26 protein-coding genes are annotated in these 26754 nt (G+C 51.5%); 16 read left to right on the top strand and 10 right to left on the bottom strand.

The features are described 5' to 3' along the window. Positions 1-3: 3 nt before the first annotated feature. On the bottom strand, positions 4-1182 hold the full coding sequence (locus tag ACYVK4_RS29160; RefSeq protein WP_461131110.1) for an acyltransferase family protein: 1179 nt from the start codon (positions 1180-1182) through the stop codon (positions 4-6). 313 nt (positions 1183-1495) lie between these two features. Here ACYVK4_RS29160 and ACYVK4_RS29155 point away from each other — a divergent pair, with 313 nt between their 5' ends. Together ACYVK4_RS29155 and ACYVK4_RS29150 are read left to right on the top strand one after the other, a co-directional pair. Beyond that, the gene (locus ACYVK4_RS29155; protein WP_461131109.1) at positions 1496-2329 is read left to right on the top strand and encodes a helix-turn-helix domain-containing protein; all 834 of its coding nucleotides are present in this window, start codon (positions 1496-1498) and stop codon (positions 2327-2329) included. 70 nt (positions 2330-2399) lie between these two features. Continuing rightward, complete coding sequence (locus ACYVK4_RS29150; protein ID WP_461131108.1) at positions 2400-4043, top strand: amidohydrolase; 1644 nt, start codon at positions 2400-2402, stop codon at positions 4041-4043. 48 nt (positions 4044-4091) lie between these two features. Here the strand turns inward: ACYVK4_RS29150 and ACYVK4_RS29145 are convergent, their stop codons facing one another. Both ACYVK4_RS29145 and ACYVK4_RS29140 read right to left on the bottom strand, forming a co-directional pair. Beyond that, positions 4092-4478: a VOC family protein gene (locus tag ACYVK4_RS29145; protein WP_461131107.1), complete on the bottom strand. Its 387-nt coding sequence runs from the start codon at positions 4476-4478 to the stop codon at positions 4092-4094. A 39-nt stretch (positions 4479-4517) separates the two neighbouring features. Beyond that, positions 4518-4919 (bottom strand): helix-turn-helix domain-containing protein, encoded by a 402-nt coding sequence (locus ACYVK4_RS29140; RefSeq protein WP_461131106.1) that lies wholly within the window; start codon positions 4917-4919, stop codon positions 4518-4520. Between the two features lie 118 nt (positions 4920-5037). Between ACYVK4_RS29140 and ACYVK4_RS29135 the strand changes: the two genes are divergently transcribed. Then, on the top strand, positions 5038-5574 hold the full coding sequence (locus tag ACYVK4_RS29135) for a pyridoxamine 5'-phosphate oxidase family protein (protein ID WP_461131105.1): 537 nt from the start codon (positions 5038-5040) through the stop codon (positions 5572-5574). 235 nt (positions 5575-5809) lie between these two features. Then, positions 5810-6151, top strand: coding sequence for a nuclear transport factor 2 family protein (locus ACYVK4_RS29130; RefSeq protein WP_461131104.1), 342 nt, complete (start codon positions 5810-5812; stop codon positions 6149-6151). Positions 6152-6212: 61 nt separating this feature from the next. Here the strand turns inward: ACYVK4_RS29130 and ACYVK4_RS29125 are convergent, their stop codons facing one another. Next, positions 6213-7319 carry a serine hydrolase domain-containing protein gene (locus ACYVK4_RS29125; RefSeq protein ID WP_461131103.1) on the bottom strand — a complete coding sequence of 369 codons (1107 nt, stop codon included), beginning with the start codon at positions 7317-7319 and terminating at the stop codon, positions 6213-6215. 130 nt (positions 7320-7449) lie between these two features. Continuing rightward, complete coding sequence (locus ACYVK4_RS29120; protein ID WP_461131102.1) at positions 7450-9390, bottom strand: histidinol-phosphatase; 1941 nt, start codon at positions 9388-9390, stop codon at positions 7450-7452. 181 nt (positions 9391-9571) lie between these two features. Here ACYVK4_RS29120 and ACYVK4_RS29115 point away from each other — a divergent pair, with 181 nt between their 5' ends. The 3 genes from ACYVK4_RS29115 (at position 9572) to ACYVK4_RS29105 (ending at position 12147) form a co-directional block, all read left to right on the top strand. Continuing rightward, positions 9572-10369, top strand: a complete 798-nt coding sequence (locus ACYVK4_RS29115) for a HipA family kinase (RefSeq protein WP_461131219.1) — start codon at positions 9572-9574, stop codon at positions 10367-10369. Continuing rightward, positions 10356-10730 carry a DUF3037 domain-containing protein gene (locus ACYVK4_RS29110; protein ID WP_461131101.1) on the top strand — a complete coding sequence of 125 codons (375 nt, stop codon included), beginning with the start codon at positions 10356-10358 and terminating at the stop codon, positions 10728-10730. Before ACYVK4_RS29115 ends, ACYVK4_RS29110 begins: the two co-directional genes overlap by 14 nt. Before the next feature lie 121 nt (positions 10731-10851). After that, positions 10852-12147 carry a serine hydrolase gene (locus tag ACYVK4_RS29105; RefSeq protein WP_461131100.1) on the top strand — a complete coding sequence of 432 codons (1296 nt, stop codon included), beginning with the start codon at positions 10852-10854 and terminating at the stop codon, positions 12145-12147. Positions 12148-12405: 258 nt separating this feature from the next. On the opposite strand, the gene ACYVK4_RS29100 is transcribed toward ACYVK4_RS29105, so the two are convergent. Next, complete coding sequence (locus tag ACYVK4_RS29100; protein ID WP_461131099.1) at positions 12406-12651, bottom strand: helix-turn-helix domain-containing protein; 246 nt, start codon at positions 12649-12651, stop codon at positions 12406-12408. An 89-nt stretch (positions 12652-12740) separates the two neighbouring features. Between ACYVK4_RS29100 and ACYVK4_RS29095 the strand changes: the two genes are divergently transcribed. Beyond that, positions 12741-13304, top strand: a complete 564-nt coding sequence (locus tag ACYVK4_RS29095; protein ID WP_461131098.1) for a GIY-YIG nuclease family protein — start codon at positions 12741-12743, stop codon at positions 13302-13304. Between the two features lie 131 nt (positions 13305-13435). Here ACYVK4_RS29095 and ACYVK4_RS29090 read toward each other — a convergent pair whose 3' ends face one another. Next, on the bottom strand, positions 13436-13876 hold the full coding sequence (locus ACYVK4_RS29090; RefSeq protein ID WP_461131097.1) for a WapI family immunity protein: 441 nt from the start codon (positions 13874-13876) through the stop codon (positions 13436-13438). A 226-nt stretch (positions 13877-14102) separates the two neighbouring features. Between ACYVK4_RS29090 and ACYVK4_RS29085 the strand changes: the two genes are divergently transcribed. After that, on the top strand, positions 14103-15320 hold the full coding sequence (locus ACYVK4_RS29085; protein WP_461131096.1) for a saccharopine dehydrogenase family protein: 1218 nt from the start codon (positions 14103-14105) through the stop codon (positions 15318-15320). Positions 15321-15466: 146 nt separating this feature from the next. Next, positions 15467-16243, top strand: coding sequence for a hypothetical protein (locus ACYVK4_RS29080; protein WP_461131095.1), 777 nt, complete (start codon positions 15467-15469; stop codon positions 16241-16243). Between the two features lie 43 nt (positions 16244-16286). On the opposite strand, the gene ACYVK4_RS29075 is transcribed toward ACYVK4_RS29080, so the two are convergent. The 3 genes from ACYVK4_RS29075 to ACYVK4_RS29065 all read right to left on the bottom strand — a co-directional run bounded on the left by ACYVK4_RS29075 (position 16287) and on the right by ACYVK4_RS29065 (position 22052). Beyond that, a complete protein-coding gene (locus ACYVK4_RS29075; RefSeq protein ID WP_461131094.1) occupies positions 16287-19124 on the bottom strand; it encodes a beta strand repeat-containing protein in 2838 nt (945 codons plus the stop codon). Positions 19125-19213: 89 nt separating this feature from the next. Continuing rightward, positions 19214-20542, bottom strand: coding sequence for a proprotein convertase P-domain-containing protein (locus ACYVK4_RS29070; protein ID WP_461131093.1), 1329 nt, complete (start codon positions 20540-20542; stop codon positions 19214-19216). Positions 20543-20999: 457 nt separating this feature from the next. After that, positions 21000-22052 carry a hypothetical protein gene (locus ACYVK4_RS29065; protein WP_461131092.1) on the bottom strand — a complete coding sequence of 351 codons (1053 nt, stop codon included), beginning with the start codon at positions 22050-22052 and terminating at the stop codon, positions 21000-21002. A 214-nt stretch (positions 22053-22266) separates the two neighbouring features. On the opposite strand from ACYVK4_RS29065, the gene ACYVK4_RS29060 reads away from it, so the two are divergent. The 6 genes from ACYVK4_RS29060 to ACYVK4_RS29035 all read left to right on the top strand — a co-directional run bounded on the left by ACYVK4_RS29060 (position 22267) and on the right by ACYVK4_RS29035 (position 26710). Beyond that, positions 22267-22518: a hypothetical protein gene (locus ACYVK4_RS29060; RefSeq protein ID WP_461131091.1), complete on the top strand. Its 252-nt coding sequence runs from the start codon at positions 22267-22269 to the stop codon at positions 22516-22518. A gap of 153 nt (positions 22519-22671) precedes the next feature. Further along, positions 22672-22890 carry a two-component regulator propeller domain-containing protein gene (locus ACYVK4_RS29055; protein WP_461131090.1) on the top strand — a complete coding sequence of 73 codons (219 nt, stop codon included), beginning with the start codon at positions 22672-22674 and terminating at the stop codon, positions 22888-22890. 137 nt (positions 22891-23027) lie between these two features. Continuing rightward, on the top strand, positions 23028-23858 hold the full coding sequence (locus ACYVK4_RS29050; protein WP_461131089.1) for an energy transducer TonB: 831 nt from the start codon (positions 23028-23030) through the stop codon (positions 23856-23858). A gap of 342 nt (positions 23859-24200) precedes the next feature. Next, on the top strand, positions 24201-25241 hold the full coding sequence (locus ACYVK4_RS29045; protein WP_461131088.1) for an SMP-30/gluconolactonase/LRE family protein: 1041 nt from the start codon (positions 24201-24203) through the stop codon (positions 25239-25241). Positions 25242-25262: 21 nt separating this feature from the next. Further along, positions 25263-26204 (top strand): ring-cleaving dioxygenase, encoded by a 942-nt coding sequence (locus ACYVK4_RS29040; protein ID WP_461131087.1) that lies wholly within the window; start codon positions 25263-25265, stop codon positions 26202-26204. A 32-nt stretch (positions 26205-26236) separates the two neighbouring features. Continuing rightward, the gene (locus ACYVK4_RS29035; protein WP_461131086.1) at positions 26237-26710 is read left to right on the top strand and encodes a Dps family protein; all 474 of its coding nucleotides are present in this window, start codon (positions 26237-26239) and stop codon (positions 26708-26710) included. Positions 26711-26754: the final 44 nt, after the last annotated feature.

The raw sequence follows: 26754 nt of genomic DNA, 5'->3' as shown, positions 1-26754 counted from the left end.
CCGTTAAGCGGGTTGTAAGTTTGGAGCCGAAACGTATGCCTTTTTGAACCGTATGTTCAGGGCCTTGCGGGCGGGCAGTTCGATGAAATGGTAGGTCAGGGCCGAAACCAGAATTACAACGGTCAGCCAGCCAAAAAACCAAAGCCATATACCGGCATACGACACGCCTTCGGGCGCGATGGGTAATCCCCACGCATGACGGACCACTCGTCCGGTCTGAAACACCAGCTCATTGGTCAGGTAAATGGAGAACGACAAGTCGCCAAGCTGTTGCATGGGTTTAGTAGTCAGCACTTTATTAAGACGCGTGGAGCCATAAGCCGCCGACAGGATAATAAAAGGAAATGTACTGACGGTAACGAGGTCAGACCAGCCGAGGTGCATGGACAGGCCCATAAGTGCTGCGAAACCCAGCGTGGCGTATCCATTGGCGAGCCAGGCCCGTCCCCACTGCTGCCGAAACAAACTATAAAATACCATCCCAACGCTGAAGCTCAGCACACACCGCAGAAAAGGCAGGCCCAGGATCGGAAGTACGTTCAGCGAATTAGGCCAGGGAAACTGCGGGAAGGTATTGAATACATAAATCAGCACGACATAGCCCCCTAAAAGCCCGGCCAATACCGCTACTTGTCCCCAGCGGGGTAGCCTCGATACCGGGCCGTACAGAAATGGAAAAGCGATATACATCCACCATTCTACGCCGATGGTCCAGGCGGGGCCGTTCCAGGTGTAGCCGATCGGAACGCCAAACCCCTGCAACATGGCCAGATGAGCCGGAATAGTCCAGAGGTTGAACACTGATTTTTCACGCTCATCGAGGGGAAAATTAATTGAGAGAATGGCGATAAAGAGCAGAATGGACCAGATCAACGTGAACAAATGAAGCGGATAAATCCGGGCGAAGCGGGCTTTCATAAATTGCCAGAATCCGGCTCTTGTTACAGAAGCGCTGAACGAGTCCCCGTATACGTGACACATAATAAAGCCGCTTAGTACGAAAAAGAAGTCGACTTCAATATATCCTTTTTGGGCAAAATGTGATTGGGTTGGGTTCAGGAGGGCACCGGCAAAAGGACCACTCCAATACAGGTCAAAGTGAAAAAACAGGACGATCAGAGCCGCGATGCCCCGCAGTGGGGTCAGGTTGGCGAGATAAGTGGACGTTGTTTGAGAAGTCATGGTTTGAGTTGGTGTGTTAGAATGGAGCGTTTTAACAGGTACAAGTTACCGGGAAGGTTAAAGGCTTCAGTGGTAAAAAACCGCCATATTCATCTAGTTGGCATGGCTTCAGGCCGCGTTGACGAACTAAAAGGTTGGTTCTCGTTAGTCGTACAAACCTGTGAGTTCGTCAACACCTTTGCACTTACTTCTGTGTGAATGACACGAATTATTGCGTGAACCGTACTATTTACTGCGTCGCCGATTAAACGGTAAAGCGAACCGAAAACTCAAAGCTTGTTGAGTCGACGCCCAATAGTTAGTAGCTTTAGTTATGGTTATTCTGCCCAACGTTCTGCCTCACCCTGCCCTACGGCCTTATGTGAAACACTACTTTTTGCTCCATGTAAAGCTGAAAGGAGTTCCCGAAGCACAACGCATCAAGCCCTTTCCGCCCGATGCGGATCAGGTACTCTATTTTTACCCGCGCAGTGAAGTAAAGACGATTGTTAACAACACGGCTGAAAGCCGGGTCAACGCATCGAGTATTTTTGTTGGCCAGCAAACCTCCCGCGTCAACCTGCTTTTCGGCGAAGACCACCTCATCATTATGGTTAGTTTTCGGCCCGGTTTTCTCCACCAGTTTCTTGGGAGAATGCCCATTACTGCCTTTCAGGGAAAAGAGATCAATGCCGAAGAGCTGACCGACCAGGCCATGAAAGACTTGAATGAGCAGTTACAGGAAGAGTCCGATTATCAACAAATGTTTCGGTTGATAGACGATTACTTACTTAAGAGAATTAGTAAAATACACACCGAAACGCTACCGATCGACAAAGCCATTGCAGCCATAAAAAACGCTGACCGGCCACTCTCTCTCGATTGGCTGGCCGATCAGGCCTGCTTAAGCTCCCGGCAATTTGAACGAAAGTTCATTGAGCGCATGGGCATGAGCCCCAAGTTCTACGCCCGCATCGCCCGTTTCGATCGGGCGTACAAACTGAAAACCAAAAACCCGCAGCTCGACTGGCTCGATGTGGCCTATAGTTGCGGCTACTTCGATTTCTCCCACCTGGTACGCGATTTCCGGCACTTCGCCGAAGTAACCCCCTCGATGCTCATTGCGGAGGAACTAGCCTCTCCGGGATACACTATCCTCGCACCATGATGTCGTTTTTTTACACCTGATCCCCCCTTCGGCCAGTCTACTTTTGTGTGACAATCTTACAGCAGCACACATGAAAGTAATCCATCTGGCACTGCTCATCGGGCTCCTCGCCCGACCTGCCACGGCACAAACACCAGACTTAATCCTGACGCATGGCAAAATTTTCACGTCAGATACCAACCAGCTATATGTAGAGGCTGTGGCCATTCGGGCGGGGCGCATTGTAGCTACGGGAAGCACAGCCGCTATCGAAAAACTAGCGACAAAAAACACCAAACGCCTTGACCTGAGCGGCATGCTGGTCGTGCCGGGGTTCAACGATGCGCACAACCACCTGCCTAACGGTATGAAAGGTACCCGGCTGGAATTGGCCGGTATGGACCCCGCCTGGTCAGTGCTGCTCGACTCGTTGCAGCGCCTGGTAAAACGGGTACCGGAAGGCCAGTGGATCGAGGGAACCATTGGCATCAGTATTGGTAACTCACCCGAGGCCACGCGCTTCGTGCTGGACAAAATAGCCCCGAAACACCCCGTTCGATTGCTCTCCTGGTGGGGGCATGTGGGCGTGTTCAATTCGCTGGGTCTGCACGAAATGGGTATCACCAACACCCAACCTGACCCCAAAGGCGGGTTTTATGAACGCATGCCCGACGGCAAAACCCTTACGGGAAAAGCGTATGAGAAAAACGCATACTGGCCGCATACGAATTATGCGAAGATAGCCGCCATGCGCGATGACCAGGCGCTAATAGGCCAATTCAGAGGCATGACCCAGGCATTGCTCAAAGCGGGCATCACCAGCTACCAGAACATGTGTACGGGTGCCACGGCCGAGGACTATGCCAAACTCTGGAAACAGGCGGGCCTGCCCTTCCGGCTCAGGTTAATTCGCTGGGCCGACATGAACCCCGATGGAAGCCTGAGTATTCCATCAAAAACAGTCCCCAAAACCACACCCGGCTTACCCCTGCTTACGGTGAGCGGCACCAAGTGGCTGCTGGAGGGAACCCCGCTGGAAGGAGGAGCCGAACAGGTGGAGGCTTACCCCAATCGCCCGAACTGGTACGGTCGGATGAACTATACCGTTTCCGAAATCGAAACCATGTGCCGGGAAGCCATCGCCCGCAAGGACCAGCTTCATTTTCACATCGGCGGCAGTAAATCGGTGGGCAGGCTCCTGGACCTTATGGCGGGTATACACGTAGATTGGAAAGCGTTACGCCCCCGTTTCGAACACGGCGACGAGATCGACTATACGCCGGACTATCTCGAAAAGGCAAAACGAATGGGTGTCATTATCGTGCAGAACCCAACCCATTTTGCACCCATGGACGGTTTTCCGATGGGTCCTCCCCTCACCCACGGTATGGCCATGAAAACCTTACTGAATCAGCACATTCCGTTGGCTATTGGCTCCGATGGGCCATTTAACCCGTATCTCAACATTCTTTTCGCCACAACCCACCCGCGTCGGCCATTGGAAGCCATCACCCGCGAACAGGCCGTTATTGCCTACACCCGCACTGCTGCCTACGCCGAATTTGCCGAGCAGGACAAAGGCACCCTGACCGTCGGCAAAGTAGCCGACCTGGCCGTTCTGTCACAAAACATATTTACCGTACCTGCCCCTAAACTGCTGCAAACCGAGAGTGTGCTGACTATGGTGAATGGAACGGTCGTCTATAGCGCAGGCTTACTGGAGGAAAAGAAATAATTATAACGGGGCGGGGCGTAAGGGCATTCTCCGTCGTTATGTCTGGCGTTACAATACCTGCACCAGCTGGATATTATTGCCGCAGGTATCATTCAGCACGGCCAGTTTAACGGTTCCCATCTGGGTAGGTGGCACACTGAACGACACCCCTAGCCCGGTCAACCGCTCATATTCCTGATCCACATCATCAACATCGAAGGAAGCCAGCGGAATACCAGCGTCGAAAAGAGCTTTCTGGTAAGTTTGGGCCGGTGCAAAGCCCATTGGTTCCAGCAGTAGTTCAACGCCATCCTGTTCGTCTTTAGCTACTACGGTCAACCATTTATGCTCGCCTATGGGCAGGTCGGTCTTTTTTACAAAACCCAGAATCGTGGTGTAAAAAGCAAGGGCTTTCGTCTGGTCGTCGACCATGACACTGGTCAGTTTGATTTTCATAAATGGGCTATTATATAATCTGTCCGGCAAATCTCCCATTTAAGATTCGGTTTTACTTCTCGAAAATTGCTTTTTTCGTCGGTACGCAGTCGGTGTCATTCCCGTTATTTTTTTAAAGAGGCCAATAAAGGTCGTCACGCTCTCAAATCCCACGCGGCAACACACATCGGCAACGGGCTCATCCGTCAACAGCAGCTGTTTGGCCTTTTCGATGCGTATTGATATCAGATACTGCATTGGTGTTCGGCCGTAAAGGGCTTTGAAACAGCGGATAAAGTGAAATCGGGAGTAGGCGGCCTCACGAGCCATGAGGTCGAGGTCAAGGGCATCTGCATATTGCCTGTCCATAAACTGTTTGGCGGCAATTATTTGCCGGGTCAGATGCGCTCTCGGATAAACGTCGCGATGAAGGCGCCGTAAGGTTTCGGCATAAAGCGTCATGGGTGTGGCCGTTAAAACCGTATACTAAGGAAATGTATTTTCTGTAGTGTATGAAAAGCAGTTTGACCGTTCCTGTTGTTAACCATAGATCAACAATTTACCCGTTAACTCAATCGGTATGGATAGCATTAATCAACAGCAACCCGAAAAAAACCACGAAGACCTGATTGGCAGCGAAGCCGGAAAGAAAATCAAAGAGCTTGTCGACAAAAGTAGTACCTGCTTTTTCTGCACAAAAATTAAAACCGGCGAGCCATTGCAAACAAGGCCCATGTCGGTACAGAAAGTCGACGAAAAGGGCAATTTCTGGTTTCTGAGCGCCAGCGACAGCCACAAAAACGCAACTATCCAGTCCGACAACAAAGTACAACTCCTGTTTCAGGGATCAGACTATTCCGATTTCCTGAGTATCTACGGGGAGGCTACTATCTCAACCGACAAAGCACTCATTAAGGAGCTTTGGGAGCCAATCTTAAAAGCATGGTTCACCGAAGGCGTAGATGATCCGCGCATTACGGTCATAAAAGTGAATACGCAGGAAGCTTATTATTGGGACAATAAACACGGTGATGCGGTGGCATTTGTCAAGACCATTGCCGGTGCCATTATGGGCAAAACACTGGACGATTCCATTGAAGGGACATTGACGGTTTAGCACAAGTCAAGTATTAACCTGATGTGCAGATAACCTGAATAAGTGATCAAAAATCATGTATGGGCATGCTAACGTGGACAATTAACCACGCCAGCGTGCCCATACAGGCTTGTGTACTGGCTGATCTCGGGTAGATCCGATAAAATCTCAATGTATACTGACACCTGATTCGTAGAAGTTCCGCTTCCTTTGATAAGGAAAACTCAACCACAACACCTAGCCTCTTATCAAAGCGATGGACAAGCAAGACCTGATCAATCAAGCCTACCAAGCATTCAATACCCGAAATATTGACGGTGTGCTCGCCCTTATGCTCCCGGATGTGCAGTGGCCCAACGGCTGGGAGGGCGGTTATGTACACGGGCACGACGACGTACGCGCCTACTGGACCCGGCAGTGGCAGGAAATTGACCCATCAGTGACACCCCTATCAATTCGGTCAACACCCGACGGCCAAATCGAAGTACTCGTTCATCAGTTGATTCACGACAAAAAAGGAAATGTTCTGTCAGATGGCATGGTCAAGCATATCTATACCATCGAGGGAGATAAGATCAAGCGGATGGTTATAGAGTGACCGGACCAGATGACAAACCTATAAGGTCTTGAAAACCTTATAGATTTAAACTCCTTTCGCCTTATTTTTCCATCAACGCCTGTAATGCTTTAACAATGTCGGCCTTTTTCTCGTGGGCATTGTTGCAGAGCAGGATAATCGTTTTGTCGGCGTCGATGTAGCGCATGATCTGGGTTTTGTAGCCGGGGTTATCGCCGTCGTGCCAGACAAGACGGCCCAGTTTCGGGCTTTGTGACACCTCCCACCCGAAGCCGTACTGTGAGCGTGAGCCATCGTTGAGTTTAGCCGGAGTAAAGGCGTCTCGTAACGTTTGCTGACTGACCAGTTGGTCAGAATACAAAGCGCGGTCCCACTTCAGTAAATCGTTGGCGGTCGAACTGATACGACCGGGCCCTTTGCGGTCGCCCAGCCAGATGGCGTAGTTGAATTCGGGAAAGGAGTCGGCCTGCACGTAGCGTTTTTTCTCGGGCACATAGATATGCCCCCAGGCCACGTCGGGCAGTTTTAGCTTTGCTTCTCGGGTGCGAATGTCCGTGTGCGTCATGCCGACGGAGTTGAAAATACGCGTCCGGCAGAAACTGATAAAATCCTGCCCCGAGGCCCGTTCGGCAATGCTGGCCAGCAGCATATACCCGGTGTTACTATAGGCGTATTTGGCCCCCGGCTCAAACAATTTGGCGGGGTGGTACTTGATCAGATAGGCAATGTTATCGGCATTGTTGGCCACTTTGCTCTTGTCCCAGTGCTTGTCCATCACGTCCTGATAATCTGGCAGACCGGAGGTGTGGTTGAGCAGGTGTCGAATGGTAATACCCGGATACGGCAGTCCCGAAATGTATTTGTCAATCCGGTCATCGTAATTCAGTTTCCCCGCCTGCTTCAGCATCATGATCGTCATGGCCGTAAACTGCTTGGAGACTGATGCCAGCTCAAAAATCGAGGACGTAGCCAGGGGCGACTTCGTCTCAAAGCGTTTGTAACCGAAGGCTTTTTCGTAGACAGGTTTACCCCCTTCGGCGATGAGCACCACGCCACTAAAGTCGGGGACGCTGGCAAAGAGCTTATCGACGTCGGGGCCGATTGAACTTGATAAACCCGATTGGGCACTGGCGGTGAAACTAAGCAACAAGGTCGTAAGCAGTAAACAGGTAATCAGGCTGGTTTTCATGAAGGGAGCAGGTTGTATAGCAAGCGTAGGGTAAACTTAACAAAATAGTCGGGCTTCTACAGTGGGTAAGGGAGGGGAATACGCCATATCTTGGAGATATGGCGTATTCCCCTCCCTTACCCACCAGACTCTATTTATCAGCAGTTGTCTTCAACAGGAAATCCCGCACCAGCACTTGTTGATCCGTACTGATAAAATCAACGCCCGCTTCACGGAGTTTTGCCCAGACGAGCGGGTCTTCCGGACTCGCCCACAACCGCAGCTTTTTCCCTTCGGCGTGTACTTGGTTCACCAACTGGCGTAGTCTCTGAAACTCTTCGGCTGGCATGTCACCCTGCCCTCGCCAGCTTAGTTGGTTTCGGTATACATCGCTGATGTACGGCATTAGGGTATACTTGTAGCCTTTGCCGACATCGCCCGGCCTACCGTCGAGCGAGACCATCCGTCCCTTTGCGTTGACAATTTTCTCAATTGGGCGATTACCCGTCAGCACAATTGTGACCACGCCCGTTTTACGTTTGTCATCGCCGGTCAGTAACGGGCGATACCGCTGCAGCAACTTCGTCAGGGCCTGATACGTACTATCGGCATTCGTTTTGGCATCGATCATCAGGCAAAACGGCCCCGTATAATCCGGAAACACCCGTCCGCCCTGTTGCCGGATTCGTTCGGCCAGCGGCTTGAGGTAAAGGTTTTCGAGTGTAGCTGCCGGATTTTTAATGGTCGGCCGGTCATGCGCTACATACAAGGTATCATCAATCAGATGTACGTCGGCTTCAATGCTGGTAAAGCCGTTATCCAGCGCATCCCAAAGCGGGCGCGACTGCTCGTAATCGTTATGCGCGTGGGCGTTGGCGAGTGGTACCACACCGGCGGGCAATTTGGGCACAAGCGTTTGGGCAATCGGCTGCGTCCAGGCCGTTTCCAGATCGCCCGGCATAAACGGATTGAACTTAGGCTTGCTGGAAATGATCTTCCCCCGCAGCAGCAGCACATCATCCGTCAGGGCATAGGTGGCGGTCGTATCGGTCACTTCGCGGATCAATTCGGCCTGTTGACTGCCCTTTTTAATCCCAAAGAACTGAATGCGATACGTTACATTCGGTTCCGCTTTCACCCGTACCACGAGTTTGTTTCCAGCCTGCGGCAGTTGTTTCAGTGTGACGCCCGAGGTAGCGTAAAAACGCCCGGCTTCCATGGCTTCAACCAACGACTTCGGGGTCAATTCGGGTGCATCGACCATCACCCAACTCCGACCCGAATTGCTGAACTCAGGCCCGAAAAAGTAATAATTGTGGCTATCATCGGTACCCAGCCCATACATCAGCGGGCGGGCCTGTTGCAGAAAATGCAGGTTGATTTTATCCCACATGGCCTCCGTGCCTTCGTGGCTGCTATCGCCGTAATTATTGACCAGATGATGCCCATTGAAAACTTCAAAAAAGCGTTCGTAACGAAGCTGCATCAGGTCTTCGGCCTTTATGGCGTAGTAAAAGTTGGGGTGGTTAATGTGCGGAAACATGGGCTGACCCGTTTGCCGACGCTGCGCCACGACCGCGTCGATGTTGTTTTGCATGACATCGGCCACGCTATTACCAGGCAACGGCCGAATGAGATTCTTTACATTCGTCACGTTGATGTGAATGGGCTTGCCCTGATAGCCCGTCGATACCTCTTCACTCTTCAGGATCAAAAACTTGCCGGGTTCTTCAAAATAATTTCGGTATTCGTGCAGTTGTTTGAGCCGGACACTCAGCGAGTCATTTTGTCCTTTTCGGTACGTCACCCAATCCGGCCCGAACGTACGCAGATACCGGTCGAATGTTCGGCGTCGATCGGGCTGGCGGGGCACGTTTATCCATTTATCAACGTCCTGAATGATGTTATGGTCCGACAGCCCAACGAACTGATAGCCGTTGGCTTTGTACCAGTCCATGATCATTTCGGGATAATCGTCGCCGTCGCTCCAGAGCGAGTGGGTATGCAGATTACCTTTGTACCAGTGCTGCGCCTGTGTGGTGGAAATAGCCAATAGGAATAGTACGGCGCTGAAACAAGCGTTTTTTTTCATTAGCGGGTTAAGGTGGCTTAGGGATTTAACCCGAATGTAGTAAAACTACCGAATGCCCCATACTTTTATACCCTCGAACAATGTAGCGTGAAGGATGAACAGTGAAGAGTAGTCATGTAACTCTACTCTTCACTGTTCATCCTTCACGCTACAATCCTTCCTATTTTTGAAACAACGTATCGTGCCTACTCATCAACCTGAACTCCGAACTGTCAACGTAACACGTTACGCCAAACCCCTGCGGGAAGGCGGCTCGTTGCCTGCCCTGGTCGAAGCCGACGACGATTTCCTGTACGTACTCAAGTTTCGCGGAGCCGGTCAGGGAACCAAAGCCCTTATTGCCGAACTGGTAGCGGGTGAAATTGCCCGCGCCCTCGGCCTGCGTATTCCCGAAATCGTGTTCGCCACCCTCGACGAAGCCTTTGGCCGCACTGAGCCCGACGAAGAGATCCAGGATCTGCTGCGCGCCAGCGAGGGGTTGAACCTGGCGCTTCATTACCTGTCCGGCTCCATCACCTTCGATGCCATTGTGAATACGGTCGATGCCAAACTGGCCTCGCAGATTGTGTGGCTCGACTGCTTCATAACGAACGTCGATCGCACCGCCCGCAACACCAACATGCTCATCTGGCATAAGGAACTCTGGCTGATCGACCACGGCGCGGCTCTTTACTTTCACCATAACTGGGATAACTGGGAAGCCCAGAGCCAGCGGCCGTTTGTGCAGGCAAAAGACCATGTACTGCTGCCCCGCGCATCGGAACTAGCCACCGTCAATGCTGAGTACCGCGCCATACTAACGCCCGACCTATTGCGAAGTATCGTCGCCCTGATTCCGGACGATTGGCTGATAAATCCATCCGTTATGGAATCTCCAGACGAGCAACGGGAGGTGTATGCCCGGTTTTTAGAGGCCCGACTGGCCTCGTCAGAAATTTTTGTCAACGCAGCCATCGAAGCCCGACATGCACTTGTTTGAGTATGCCGTCATCCGCGTCATGCCGCGCGTTGAACGGGAAGAGTTTATAAATGTGGGCGTCATTGTCTATTGCCGCTCGCTGGGTTTTCTGAAAACGCTGTACACGCTGAACGAAACCCGGCTGCGTGCGGTATCGGCCGACCTGGACATCGACGAAGTCCGCGAACGGATTCAGGCGTTCGAGAAAATCTGTGCGGGTCGGCGGGAAGGCGGCACCATTGGCCAACTCGGTATTGCCGAGCGTTTCCGCTGGCTCACCGCCACGCGCAGCACCATTGTCCAATCGTCGCCGGTTCACCCTGGCCTGTGTACCGACGCGGGCGAAACCTTAACGAAGCTGTTCGAACAGTTGGTTTTGTAGTTTTATGTACCGCGGGTCTTCAGCCCGCGCAGCAGCCAGGCTTGTATTTTCAATTCTTAACTTTAGCCTGACGGCTGCGCGGGCTGAAGACCCGCGGTACAAAAGCGGTACATTCAATACCATGCACCCATTCACAAAACTTCACTTCTGGCTGTTTTTAGGCGTGAGCACAACCGCCTTTGCCCAGCCACGAACCGACGCTTTCCTGAAAGACCTGTTCGCAACGAACCGGCAGCCGGTTTTTCAGAAGGTCATCAGCCATCCGGACGAGTACAGGCTGCAAATCATTTATACAAAGATTGACCGGGATAAAGCGAATAAACCTTCCTTTACCAACTACTACTTCCGGGTCGACAGCACCGAGTATTTCAATCCGGCCTCAACGGTGAAGCTGCCGCTGGCCTTACTGTCGCTGGAAAAGCTGAACAACCTCAAAAACCCAAAGCTGACCAAGTTTACCGCCATGCAGTTCGATAGTTCATATAGCGGTCAAACCAAAGAGTGGACGGACAAAACGGCACAGAACGGGTATCCTTCCATTGCTCATCTGATAAAAAAAGCCTTTCTGGTGAGTGAAAATGATCCGTATAGCCGGATGTATGAATTTGTGGGGCAGGGCGAGATCAACCGGTCGATGCATGCCAAAGGATACCTGGACACCCGCATTACGCACCGGTTTGTCCGGATGACGGCCGAGGAAAACCGACATACCAATCCGATTCGGTTTATTGATGAATCAGGAAAACTGATGTATAGTCAACCAGCCGCCTACAACCAGGACCCGTTCGATTTTTCGAGAACGGCCCGGCTTGGTAAAGGGTATTACGTCAAAGACAGTTTGATCCGTGAGCCGTTCAACTTCACCGAACGCAACAAATTTCCGTTGGAAAGTTTCCAGCAGGTGCTGCAATCGGTGCTGTTTCCGACCTCAGTTCCAGCCAAACAACGGTTCAACTTAACCCCCGACGATTACCGGTTTCTGCGTCAATACCTGTCCCAGCTTCCCGGCGAAACCAATTACCCCAAGTACGACGCCAGTCAGTATTACGACACCTACGTAAAGTTCTTTTTCATGGACAGCCTGCATCACCAGCTCCCCAAAGGCGTTCGGGTGTTCAATAAAGTGGGTTGGGCGTATGGTTTTCTGACGGATGCCTCCTACGTCGTTGACTTCACCAATAAAGTCGAATACATGTTGACGGCAACGCTTTACGTAAACAGCGACGGTATTCTGAACGACGACAAGTACGACTACGAAAGCATAGGCAATCCGTTTATGTACCAGTTGGGTCAAACGATCTACCAGCACGAGCTGACCCGCAAACGCACACACACGCCCATCCTGAACGAATTTATCCTCCCTTACGAAAAACGGCAGATGGATAGCAGGCCGGTCGTGAAGGATGTGGATAATTGAGTCGGTAAGTCAGTAAGTTAGTAAGCTAGTAAGCGGCTTCGCCTAAGTTAGTAAGTCGGTAAGTCGATAAGTTAGTAAGCGGCTTCGCTTAAGTCGGTAAGTGGCTGACGCGTTAGCAATACTCTTGCGCCAGCCACTTACTAACTTAGGCGAAGCCACTTGTTGACTTACCGACTTAGGCGAAGCCGCTTACCGACTTGTTGACTTACCGACTTACCGACTTACCGACTTAGGCGAAGCCGCTTACCGACTTGCTCCTTACTCACTCACTGCCTTCCCCACCCCGGTCAGCACAAAGCGCATGTTCATGGTGGGAAATTTGACGGCGATCTCGGCCAGTGATTCGCTGCTGAGATAGGTTTTGTTGCCGATGTGCCGGTAAAATTTCTCCCGGCTATATCCTAATTCTTTGGCTAATCGGTAGACCGACATTTCCTGTGCGGCCAGGGCTTCCTTGAGCCATTTGCCCTGAATATTGCTCTTTTTCTCCCGTCGTCCAGCCATCGTTTTTCACGTTTTTCAATCGAAAACAAAGATAAAAAATATATGTATTTTTGGTTGTATATAAGTATTGTTTGTAGTATATTTAATACATGAAAATGACCGAAAAAACAGCCAAGAAACACATCGATTTGGGGCAAATTCTGGCGAGTGGAACACGCTCTAACCCGCAGCCATGCATCTACTGCCTGATTAATGATGAAAATGAAGTTGTCTTTGTTGGGCAGGCGCGCAACCTCCAGTCGCGGCTGCTGGAACACCGGGTGGCGGGCGTAAACTTTGTTCGTTTCCGCTATTTCACCTGCGACGAAACGGAACTGGACCGGCTGGAGAAGGAAGCCATTGCCCGGTTTAATCCTGCCCTCAACAAGCCGTCGAAGCCAACGTCGACATCGGGGCTTTTGAGTAAGCAGTTGATTTGTTTAAAGCATAACATTACTCCCGTTGCCTTCGAGCGACTGCGGGATGCGTTCAATTTAAAACCATCGGGATCGTTTGGAAATGCCCGGTTTTACAAACCCGAGGATGTAGAGGTCTGGATCAGACAATTTAAGGGGCTGATCGGATCGGGGCGGTATGTGCTGCAGGCCAAACCTACCTACCTGGCCGTGGGCATCAGCAGCCGAACCCGACAAATTCAACTCTTCACCAAATGATGTGCCTACCCAGTACCGGTATCAATAAAGGTTGCCTGGGGGTGCTTATAAAAGCAACGATCCATCAAGCTACAGCCTGATGGATCGGTTAATAGGTTGACGGCAAACGGAATGTTGCCTTGACGGTTATGTTATCTTTCGGGAAATGTCTCTACCTGCCCCGACAATTCCTGAATGGCTTCCTGAAGCTGGGTTCGGCTGAGGAGAATATCCATCTCCACCGGAAAATCAGGATACGCATGCCAGGCGGGGGTCAAATCATGACCCAGTTGAATTTGAAGCTGATAATTATCGTTGGGCAGTGCTTTGGCGTCCATTCTCAGGCCGGGTTCGGAAAAACTCAGGGCCACATGATTGGTAGCCTTGTTCCAGAGTGAGCGTAAACCAGTCAGTAATCGCCGTACCTCCCAGGTATGTAATCGTGCCGATTGTGTATCGGCCTGCTGCCGCCAGTGCGTTGAAAACCGGCATTGGAGCCGATTACGATCACGCCAGCTTGACGTGGTCTTGCCGTATCCCAGAATAGCTAATTCAAAGGAGTCGAGCGTGCCGGAAGAAGAGACAAATTTCATAAACGTATGATTTAGAGCAGGGAGACAACTGTTGTCTACTTAACAAATATACTAAATATGTTGTTAGATCTTTCCCCAATAAATCAACTATTTAATCAAGCAATAGGCTATCCTATCCAACGGGAAAGTACCCAATACAGTAAGTTCATGTTCTGCTAACCTGTTGACTTATTCACTTTCCTTATCTTTGCGCCCGAAAGAATACACAAACTAATCATTCAGATAGATGGCAAACGTGCTCATTATTGGAGCCGGTGGAGTTGGCAGCGTCGTTGCGCACAAATGCGCGATGAACAGTAATGTCTTCACAACGATTATGCTGGCTAGCCGCACCAAATCAAAGTGCGACCGTATTGCGGCCGAAATTCAGGAAATGCACGGCGTCAGCATTCAGACCGCCCAGGTCGATGCCGATGTAGTGTCAGAAATGGTTGAGCTGATTCGGTCATTCAAGCCCGTTCTGGTCATTAATGTGGCCCTCCCCTATCAGGATCTGCCCATTATGGATGCCTGTCTGGAAGCGGGTGTGCACTACATGGACACGGCCAATTACGAACCTAAAGACGTGGCCAAGTTTGAGTACAGCTGGCAGTGGGCCTACAAAGAACGCTTTGAGCAGGCCGGTCTGATGGCGCTGCTGGGCTGTGGTTTCGATCCGGGTGCTACGCAGGTGTTTACAGCCTATGCCAACAAGCACTACTTCGACCGGATGGATTATCTGGACATCATCGACTGCAACGCGGGCAACCACGGCAAGGCATTTGCGACTAACTTCAACCCCGAGATCAACATTCGTGAGATCACTCAGCCCGGTCGCTACTGGGAAAATGGCGAATGGATCGAGATTCCGGCCATGAGCATTCATAAGCCCATCGCTTATCCCGAAATTGGTGAGCGCGAGTCGTATGTGCTCTATCACGAAGAGCTGGAATCGCTGGTAAAGAACTTCCCGACACTGAAGCGGGCTCGATTCTGGATGACCTTCGGGCAGGCGTACCTGACTCACCTTGAAGTTCTTCAGAATGTGGGCATGACCCGTATCGACAAGGTTCAGTTTCAGGGTATGGACATTGTTCCGCTCGAATTCCTAAAAGCGGTGTTGCCGGCTCCGGATTCGCTCGGCGAGAATTATACGGGACAAACCAGCATTGGCTGCCAGATCAAAGGCGTGAAAGATGGCGAAGATGTCACCTGTTACATCTGGAACAACTGTGACCACGCCGAAACCTACCGTGAAGTGCGTGGTCAGGCCGTAAGCTACACCACGGGCGTGCCGGCCATGATTGGTGCCATGCTGATGCTGACCGGCGTATGGATGAAACCCGGCGTCTGGAACTGTGAAGAGCTGGACCCCGATCCATTTATCGAGCAAATGAACAAGCAGGGCTTACCCGTGCAGGAGCGCGTAAACATCCCGCTGCCCCACGAATATCCCGAAGCCTGATCGTTTTTTTTCAGACGGGCCGAACGTCAATGCTAATCCCGTCTGAAAAGATTATAATTTGTTAAAATGAGAATCCCGCTTATCAGTAGATGGCGGGATTTTCCGTTATTTAGGCGATCAATCATATCCACTAGCCTTTCACATTCATGAGACTCTTCTTCCTGACTACGCTAACCGTCCTGTCGGTATCCGTTGGCTTCGCACAAACGCGCGATTCCACTAAAGTAAATGCTGCGCAACAGGCAAATCCAAACGAACGCCGAAACGGGTACGAAACCTATCAGTCGACAAGCCAGATTGTGGGGGATGGGGTAAACAGTATGGTCAACACCATCGATCATCGGTATGAGGGACTTCGCGGAACCCCTTATTTTTTGCCGGAATGGAACAAGGGCCAGATCGAGATGACCGCCGGACAGAACTACACGAATGTCCTCATTAAATTCAACGCCTATCAGCAACACCTGATGCTCCTGCGAACCTGGGCTGGCAATGACTCGATCATTGTCGATGCCGAGCAGGTAAAACGATTTACGCTAAAAAATAATGAGGGGCAAACGTATGTTTTCAAGCGACTGCCAACCGCAAAAACAAACGATCAGGCCCTGAAAGATGGGTATTTTCTGGTCCTCTACGAAGGAAAAAACGCACTGCTCAAACGGGTATCCAAATCATTTAAACCCGCAGATTACAAAAATCCCTACTCCAACGATGTTCGTTACGACGCTTTCCGGGACACTTTCTCGTATTATCTGTTGAAACCCGATCAGACGTTAACCAAGGTCAAACTCTCCGATAAGTCGATCATTGATGCCCTCGGCGATAAAAAAGAAGAACTGAAAGCTTTCGTGAAGCAGGAAAATCTCTATTTCAAAACCGATAACGACGCGATTACACTCGTCAGGAAATTCGACAGCTTGTAAACCGGGACTATCCCTATGCCGTTGCAGACGAATAGGCGGAAACTCATCTGGCTGCCTTTCTGACGTTGACCTGTACACAGCCGGGGTCTGTACACGGGCAAACTGCCGGACTCAGACTGATAGCCACATCGGCAGTGCAGGTACCAGCCGTACCAAATAACCGAACGGTGTATGCCTGCGTGGTCGTTGGATTAGAGAGCCCACTAAATGTAATCGACGAACCACTAACCACTCTGTTGCTCGGTGCATTATAGGCAGGGCCGCTGTAAACGGTACCCGTTGATAAATCGGCCCGTACTGTGTTGACAAGTCCCGTTATGGTTATCGACCCATTACTCAATGGCACCCCCCCGCTGCAACTGGCAGATGTTGCCGTAATGGTTCCGGTATAACTGGGAGCATTCGTCACCCCCACCGTCGACGAAACCGATGTCGAGCAACCCGTTGTCAACACACAAGTCGCCGAATAGAGCGTCGTTACCAGTGGCACAACCGTAAGTGTTGGCGTCTGATTGCCGGTAGACCAGGTGAGGGTTCCTGTTGAACACCCGCCTACGGTCAGAACCGCCGACTGACCGGCACAAACGGTTGCTGAATTCAAGGTCAAAACGGGTGCCGGGTTCACCGTAACCGTTGTACCCGTTACCGCCGAACACCCCTGCGCATTACTGACGGTTACGGAATAGGTTCCGCTGGCCGTTACGGAGATTGCGGCCGATGTTTGCCCTGTCGACCAGCGGAAAGCTGAGCCACCACCAGCCGTTAGGAGTACCGTCTGTCCCTGGCAGACAGTTGTATTGACGGGCGAAATTGTCGCCGTTACCGACGGGTTGACCGTAACGGTGCCTGTGGCACTGGCCGGGCAGCCCGCTGAGTTCACGGCCGTCACGGAGTAGGTACCGGCAACAGTAGCGGTAGCCACGTTGGGCGTGCTGGTCTGGGTCAACCCTGACGAAAAGCGATAACTCGCATAACCCGCTGTAGCCGTCAAACTGGCCGTTTGTCCGGCACAGATGGTCGCCGACGAAAGCGTAACGGTCGGTAACGTATTGACTGTAACAGCTGTTGACGCACTGGCCGTGCAACCCGCGGCATTTGTTGTTATTACCGTGTAAGTTGTGCCTGCTGTCGGGCTAACGGTAAAACTCCCCGTCGCTGATGTTAGGGCACCGGGATTGAGTACATAACTGGTGCCTCCCGTTGCCGTCAGTGTTGTTGACTGACCAGCACAAATGACGGCACTGGTACTCGTTAAGTTGGTGGTGGGAGGTGCACTGACCGTAACCGTTGTTGTTGCCGTTGTGGAACAGGTCGCACTACTTCGAACAGTCACCGTAAACGTGGATACACCCGTTGGCAGTCCTGTTACCGTGGCGGTGGCGGTACTGCCGTTGGAAATGGTTCCACTGCCCGCCCAGGTATACGTATAGCTACCGGCCGGGCTGACAACAGCATTTAACTGAACTGACTGTCCCTGACAGATGGTATTGCTGGACGCCGTAGCCGTAACACTTGGTGGTGAGCAGCTACAGGAAACCGGGGCGGTATAGGTCTGGCTGGCCGTACCACAACCCGACAGACTAGCCGTAACGGTATGACTGGCGCCATTTGACACGAGCCCGGTCAATGTAAAGCTGGTAGCGGTGGTACTGGCGGCAACGGAAACGGTAGTTGTGCGGCTGCCATCCGTAATGGTTAGTGTCCCGCCTGTTGTGTTATTGGTGAGCGAAACGGTACCCGTCAGGGCATATTGATTTGTAGCGGGCGCGCAGCTTCCCGGTGTAGCCGTCATAGCCAGGGCACAGGTAGCCACGGCACTGCAGGTGTTCGCGCTACAATCAACCGTATACGTAGAGGGGCTATTTCCTGTGTTAAAATCAAATCCGTTCGCGATCAATCCGGCTCCGAGAATCGTATTCCTGTCACAGAACTTCATGTTCGTACCCGTATACTGGCCAGCTACGCCAATCGTACTGATCCCGTTGTTCACGATAATCCGGCCATTCGTGCCCGATACAATGGCATTGAGGGTAAGGTTATTGAATAAAGTCAGATTCAAAATGTTTGGCGTCGTAATCTCAAGCGTCCCGTTGATGTAGCCAGGCCCATTAAACGTCACACTGCCGTTCACTTTAAAGCAGGTGTTGTTGGTAAATTCTTTACCGGGGCCTTTATTTCCGACAATGAATTCGCAGGTGCCGGTGCCCGACGAGCAAATCACGTCGACGCTTCCGTTATTGACAAAATTTCCGTGGTTATTGAATGACCGCCCTACCGTCATTATCCCGGAGGCCGTATTCTGAATATTGGCATCCTGATTTTCCAAATTCGAGAACGACATCGTTCCATTGTTGATCAGGGTGGTGCCCGAATCCATTTTGAAGAGCGTGGTATTTAGGGCACTCAAGGTCGCACCGGCAAAGTTGTTCAGTACAAATGTTCCCTGATTATTAATGGAACTGGTTGATGTGTAAGTTACGGTTCCATAATTGTTGATGGTCAGGTTGCTGCCAAATCCTGTTGAGTTTGTTTCCAGGGTGCCGCCAGCCAGCACGTTAATAACGACAGGTCCATTAAAATTGTAGCCGCCGTTCATAATGAACTTGCCATACACGTTAATGATCACTCCGCTCAGGTTACCCCCATTCGACTGGGTCCAGGTAGCCGAGGTCCCTACACAAATCGAATTGCTGGAGCCGTTAAAATTTAGGCTCAGGTTCGTTACACTCGACGGAATACAAAGCAGCTGTCCTCCATTTAAATTGTAACCGTTACCACTGGCAGCCGTATAGGTACAGCCCGTAGTACACTGAGCATACACACTCTGGCCAACAATCCATACCACAGCCATTATGGCCCATACGCGTATACGTATTCTCATAAACCTATAATTTTGAGCCGCTTAAATCAACTCCTTTCGACGCTGTCGTGCTAATAAATCATGAACATGACGCTCGATCGGGTTACTGCTTATTGCTGGTGAGCAATCGTCACCAGCATGGTGAACAGGTTATTCGTTCTGTCTTTTTCCCGGTAGATCCGGCCCGGATCAATCTCCACCTCAAACTGATAGGTGCCGGAGGCCAGCCCTTTAGGCAGATTAATGAATTGGCCTTCATACAACATTCCGTAGGTGTCATACCCCCCAACGCTGATTCCCTGCTTCTGGGCTTTGCAATCGGTGTAATTACCCATGCCGTAATTGATCAGTGTCTTTTCGCCATAAACCTGATTCCGGTACGCACACAGACTATCCCGGCTTTGGCAAATGCCCGAATCAAACAGGCAAAAGCTCACTTTTCGACCTTTTGAGATAAGGGTTCGCTTCGTTTTCCCGTCTTTGGCGGGCGTTAGCTTAACGAGTCTGAACTCCACCCAGTCATCTACGTGATAATGATCATGACCGGGCTTGCTATCGTAATAATTTGTCCCCGCCGTCCGGTCGGTCCAGGTCAGGGTATCGCCTGCTTTACGGTAAATGCGCTGATACAATTTTTGTCGGGCATACGACCCATCCGGGCATTTGAGCGCCGAGTCAACCAAATGGCCGTTACAAAACCATTCGCGTTTCCCTAATGTCTCCATGGGTCCATCACCTATGTTCGCAATGGAAACGGCAAACCGTAACTGCCCTGGGTAATTCGGATCATTTCGGGCATATTCCTTGATTTGAGTCTGGGTAAACCGGGGCAGAATAATTAAATCGGGCAGCAATTCACACTGCCGCCGACCATCCGGGCACCCACATCCGGCCGCCGACTCAAACGCGCAGGGCTCTGTATTCCGGCTGTTTGACGGGAGTTTGTCAAACTCAAGCTGTACATAATTTAGGGCACCGGCCTCTCCTGCTTTCAGGTCTTCAATGAGCAAATACCAGATTCCATTGGGATTTTGCCCGTTATGCAAAAAACTAAATCGACCGTCGGGCGTGAACTCCCCTTCAAACGGGGCTTTGGCCTCATGGATATAACCGGAAAAGCCATTCTGCCGAAAACAGGTATTCCGGTAATGACGCCCCACGTCGCCCCCGTTCCGGTTCGTGAGCCAGATACTGGTACCGTCCGGACTAAGCAATTGGACTTTCAAGTCCGAAACGCGCGGGTGAAAAATATCCAGACACACCTTCGTTATGCCAATCGAATCGGAAGCAATTGTCGACAATCCCCGCACCACAATCGGGAAGGAGTCAATTCGATGAATACCACTGTACTCCGTTATAGCTCCTCCCTGGGCAAAAAATCGTTGCGCATAGCCAGAGGAGCTACTCAACAGCCATAAGGCCAGAAGCCATTGAAACACGATTTTATACTTTAAGCCACGTTTGAGCCACCAACCCATTTATGTATAAATATCAATACCTTATTTTACCAGATAGAATTTAATATTAATTTTTTTCGCAAAAAAAGTGCCGTAATCACTCGTAAATATATCATTTGTTACCATTATCTATTTAATGGAGCATTTTTTTAGATTTGACAGCCTCTTCTCTGCCGATTTGTGGGATGACCTACTTCTCAGGGCATTATCGGCACGCTAGTTTCAGTCAGATACCCTCGACAGTAATTGGTCTGGATTATTGGAAACCCATCCAGTGGGCACCTTGAACGAGGAGAGAGAACGACTTTATGGATGGGGTAAATTAAGCAGTCCTTCTCTCCTCCGAGCCGGGCCACCGGTCAGAAAAACAGCCCGCTCGAAGCAAAAGCACGTTGTACAGCAGCGCGTTGTCAGGGTTGATTCACGCCTTTTACCTCCTTTAATCTAATAAATAAGTCAGTTTTCCTACCGTTTGCAGGGTACTGACACCCTGCTGATCGAGGCTGATGAAATAGCGCTCTACCCGCCCTTTGGCATCGTATTCATACCGATAAACGAATACGGACGGCTTACTCTGATTTGAGTAATACTGGAGTGTCCGAACCACCAGGTTACGACTGGTACTGCCAAGAAACTGGTGTGGGTTAGGAATAGTTGGCCGGTTTCGGTCATACTCCTCAACCCAGCGGGTCGACTCAGCATCAGGCGTAAAGAGTGAGGTGGGCTTGGTCAGTAACTGGTGACTAACGACGTTGCCGACGTTAATGGATTGGCTGAGTTGCCAGAAATCAGCCCCCAGTGAGGGTAGGCCATTGGCGGCTTCCATGAGATAGCCCTGGGCATCATAGCGTCGTAGTGTATCGCGAATAAACGGATTCAGGCACGTGCTGAATAACCTGCTGATTCCCGAATACCCGTTGTCACCCGGACTGTACACATCACCCAATTGGGGTTGACGGTCAACCAACCTCTCCTGATTCAGGGCGAGATGTTGCTGCCCGGAAAAAGACGCCGACCCATTCCAGCTATTTATCCAGTCGAGGGTCGTCCGAATCGTTAATTGGTTTGCATTGTACTGGTACTGATGTGTACGAATGGATTGAGTGCGCCCATAATCCGAATCATTGCGATAACCGCCGGTTGTTTGCTGGCTCAGGCGGTTCTGCCCATCATAACGGTAGCTGCTTTTAATAGCATGCTGTATGTAATAATAGGTCTGATCCACCTTGAGCCAGTTCAATGTGTCGGTCAGCATGGCGGTTCCGGTTTGACTGGCTGGTCCGGCAACCACCCACTCCTCCAGGCGGGCCAGTTGGTCGGTGGTCCGGGGCGTCAGGCTATCCTCCTGATCAGGGCGACAGCCCGCCAGATTTAGTAAAATACCCAACCCGATTAGCCAGGTCACCTTTTGCTGCCGACGCAGCCACGTTTTGCCGGATACCGAACCAAACGTACCTGAGCAGCCGCCCCCCCTCATTTCATAAATTTTCATTGATACGTTGAGTTTGCGATTACGTTGAGATCTACCCCAAACAGGCTATCGTTGCCGGGATTTCTGGCCAATTAAGTGCCAGCAGTCTGAGACCCGTTCAATCGAACGGCTTCTTCCAATGCAAAATAGAGACCGTAAGGCAATTGGCAAATAGAAAGGGCTATACGGCCAGATTAATTGTGGACGCAACGCGGTATAGCCTAGTATCTCTGGCATGCCCTGGGCACTTCAGCAAGGGTACCTCCGGCGTTCGGGTCAGGCAATGAGGCTGCTTAGTGTGTTCTTTATGTTGACCGAGAATAGTCTGTTGGCCGGATCCCTATACCAGCCAGCCGATAAGTCCATCCTCCCTGGTAGCGAATGGCGGCTGGCAGTATCGGTTGGGGTATGGATTGGCGTGTCGGTATTGGGGTTCCGACAGTTCCTGATTCGGTGCCGCAAAGTGTTCTCTTCACTCAGGCCTTAGCAGCAAGCGGTTCAGGCGGTTCGGACAGAAAATTATCTGCTTAAAGACAAGTTTTACAGGTCGTTAACATACTTTTACCTGGGATGCTTGTGCCGTTTTGGGTAGGGACTAATTTGCGGCACAACCCAATATGCCAATGTTCATTGCGGGGTAATGGACAAGACCGGCAATCTTTGGTTTGGCACTACAGGCGAAGGCGTTTACCGCTACGATGGCAAGTTGTTTACCCAATTCACAAAGCAGGATGGCCTTAGCAGTAATACGGTATGGTGCCTGGTTGAAGATAGAGCCGGAAATATTTGGGTGGGTACCCGAAACATCGGCCTGTACCGTTACGACGGCAAAACCTTTACCAGTTTTTCGGAAAATTAAGCAGCCATGGCTCCCCTCATAAGTTGGCCACTGGTAAGCGGAACACTTTCCATTAACGATAACGCCAAACGTTGGTACGCCTGTGTGGAATTAGGGGCGCGTAATCATCCTGCTGATACAATCAAATCAGCAACGCCATGTTTACATTTACCACCTCCGACAAAGTCGCGTTAACGTACGACGACATTATTTTCCAGTCCCGAAATCGGGCATACGGCGCATTCGACCTCCGCCAGCGCTACAGACCAACCCTCGGCCGTGCATTGGGGCTGGGCGTCGGTTTATTCCTGGGCACACTGGCGGCTCCCACGCTCTACGCCCGTTTCTGGCCGCACGAAACCGTCAACACCAACCAGTCTATGAAAGAGGTAACGCTGACAAAATTAGCCGAGCCACCCGTCGAAAAACCCATCGTTATCCCGCCTGAAAAAACGGCTCCGGCTGTCAATACCGTGCGCAACCTACCACTGGTTGTAATGCCTGAAGACGAGGTTGTCGAAGAGACCTTACCGCCAACGACCGATCAGCTGCAAGATGCCACCTCCGGCCCTCAAACCGCTGAAGGTACTGGCGATGTCGACGTCATTGCGGCTCCCGAAGCCTCGGCCCCGACGATTGCTGAGAAAGCCGTAGAAGCCGAGCCCAAAACCGAAGCGCCCTTCCTTGCCGTTGAACAGCAGCCGGAATATCCGGGCGGCATGGAGGCCTTACGCAACTTTCTGGGCAAAAACCTCAATTACCCTCGTCAGGCCGCTTCGGCGGGGGTAGCGGGGCGCGTGTATGTCAGCTTTGTGGTTAATACCGACGGTAGCCTGACTGATTTGCAGGTGGTGAAAGGCATCGGTTTTGGCTGCGATGAAGAGGCCGTCCGGGTCATGCGCAAGATGCCCAACTGGCGACCCGGCAAACAGGCTGGGCGGGCCGTTCGGGTTAAGTATAACCTTCCCATTTCCTTTACACTCGAGTGACCCTTCGCTATCATCATTAATAAAAAGCCGCGTTTCAGCCCCGAAACGCGGCTTTTTGTTATCATTTACGGACAAAAGAAACCGGTCAAATTACCGTAGAACAGTCGATTTGTACCGCTTCTGAGGCCAGGGACAGTTGTAGTTTTGACGTATCGATCAAAGCCAGTATCAACTGGCCTTTACGAAACCTATACCGTCCTCCATTCAACCTGTTAAACAACCCGACCGTATGATCCTGTACCTCATGAAAGCCTCAGCCCAAAAGGACACCTGTGCCTGAAACTGACTCTGCCCTGTACCTTTCAGTTTTTTGACTCTAGTCTAGTAAGTATGTTTAACGGCATGTCTGGCAAACAGCCTTCTGATGCTCCGCTACGATCCGCCTACCAATCGAATATGGTCTGGAATGGCGTTACCACGACCGATGACGGCCGTATCTTCGTTTGTTTCCCACATCTGGAGGGCGACGGGGGCATTCGGATTGGCGAACTCAAGACCGGTAATACGCTGAGCCCGTACCCTACGGCCAGCTGGAACAACTGGCAGGCTGGTCAGGAAGCAGCAACGGCCTTTGTCCGCACAAATTCCCTGCGAATAGGCCCGGATGCTAACCTGTGGATTGTGGATACGGGTACACCTTACATGGGAGCAGCCGTTATCGAAAATGGTCCCAAGGTGGTTGTCATCGATCCGATAACCGATCAGGTGGTGCGTATTATTTCGCTGGATGGTGTGGTCAGAACCCACAGCCTGGTCAGTCAACTACGCATTACGTCGTCGCACCTGTACCTGACAGATGCCGGAGAACCGGCCCTGATCATACTGAATCGCCGGACGGGGCAAGGTCGCCGGATTCTGGAAGGGGATGACTCGGTGACAGACTTACGACCCATAGTAGCCGAGGGCACGATCATGAGTTATCAGCATGGCGGTGGGGTGCGTATTCATGCCAGTCAGCTGGAAGTATCGCCCGATGGCAAATACCTGTATTTTCAACCTGCATCGGGATTGATGAGCCGCCTTGAAACGATGTATGTCAACGACGAAACGCTGTCGTCGGTAGAAATAGCCGGGCATATTCAGCTTTTCGTGGATACGCCCGGCACCGGAGGCACCACCATCGACGCCGACGGAATGATCTATCTGTCGGATGTGAATGAGTCAAGACTCCTGAAAATTACGCCCGATGGCAAGCGAACGACTTTGCTGACCGACGACCGGCTGACCTGGGTCGATGCCCTCTGGCTGGATGACGCGGGCTTTTTGTGGCTACCGGCGGCTCAGCTCAACCGCCTGGCCATGTTTCAGCAGGGCACTTCGACGGTGGATTATCCGGTACACCTTTTTAAACTTCAGATCGGGTCAAAACCGGTTCGCAATTAACGATTATACCCGCATACACTTATGGAAAACCGCATTTTAGGCCTTCATCACATCACGGCCATTGCCAATGATGCCCAGCGCAATTACGACTTTTATACCCGCGTGCTTGGCCTGCGGATGGTGAAGAAGACCGTCAACTTCGACGACCCCAACACCTACCATTTTTACTACGGCAATGAAGAAGGGACACCCGGCACCATCCTCACTTTTTTTCCGTGGGAGGGCATTGGCCCCGGCCGTAACGGAGCGGGTATGGCCACCCAGATCGGCTACGCCGTGCCGAATGGCAGTCTGGACAGCTGGGCCGAACGGTTTCAGAAATTAAATGTAAAAACGGGCGATCAGGCCGAGCGGTTCGGCGAAACCTACCTGCCTTTTACCGATCCCGACGGGCTGTCGTTTGCCCTTATCGTTCCTCAGCAGCCGGATAACCGGACCGCCTGGGAAACAGCCGATGTCAGCCAGAACATGGCTACGCAGGGGTTTCACAGCGTCACGCTCACCCTCCGGCAAATTGACCCGACGGCCCGCGTCCTGACCGACATTTTCGGCTATACCCTGCAAAGCCAGGAAGGCAATCGGTACCGGTTCGTCACCGACGCCATTGCCACCGCGTCGATTGTTGATCTGCTGGAAGAGCCGGAAGCAAACGTGGGGCGGAATGCCGCTGGCACCAATCACCACGTTGCTTTTCGGGTAGCCAACGAAGCTGTCCAGATGGAATTTCGGGAGAAGATCCTGAGCAGCAGCCTGCAGATAACCCCAAAAATTAACCGTGATTACTTCTATTCGCTTTACTTCCGCGAGCCGGGCGGTGTGCTATTTGAGATCGCTACCGATAACCCCGGCTTTACCGTCGATGAACCGCTGGCCGAACTCGGCACGCATCTGAAGTTGCCGAAACAGCACGAGCACCTGCGCGCCACACTGGAGGAGACCTTACCTGCGCTGACGCCACAATAATTCATTCACTACCCTATAATTCTCAATCCATTATGCAGACCACCATTGGTATCTCCGCTGAAAACCGAGCCGTTGTTGCGCACCAGCTAGCCATCCTGCTAGCCGACGAGTTTGTGCTCTACACCAAAACGCTCAACGCCCACTGGAACCTCGAAGGCATCGACTTTCACTCCGTACACCTGTATCTGGAAGAGTTGTATGAAGAGTCGGCAGACATTGTTGACAGTGTGGCTGAGCGCATCCGGCAGCTGGATCATTATGCCCCGGCAACACTAAAGAACTTCCTGCAACTCACCCACCTGACCGAGCAGTACGAAGGCGGCAACGACAGCAGGAGCCTGATCAACAAGCTGCTCATCGATCACGAGAGCATCATTGAGTTTATCCGGGGTAATATCGGCGAATTTCAGGATGCCCACAAGGACGCCGGCACCAGCGATTTTGTAACAGGGCTGATGGAGAAACACGAAAAAACAGCCTGGATGCTGCGTGCCCACCTTAAATAACCAGCTTGCTTTATCGGTAGATTGGCCGCGTATCAACGTCAATG

Source organism: Spirosoma aerophilum, assembly GCF_054782495.1.
This window is presented reverse-complemented; position numbering and strand designations above follow the sequence as displayed.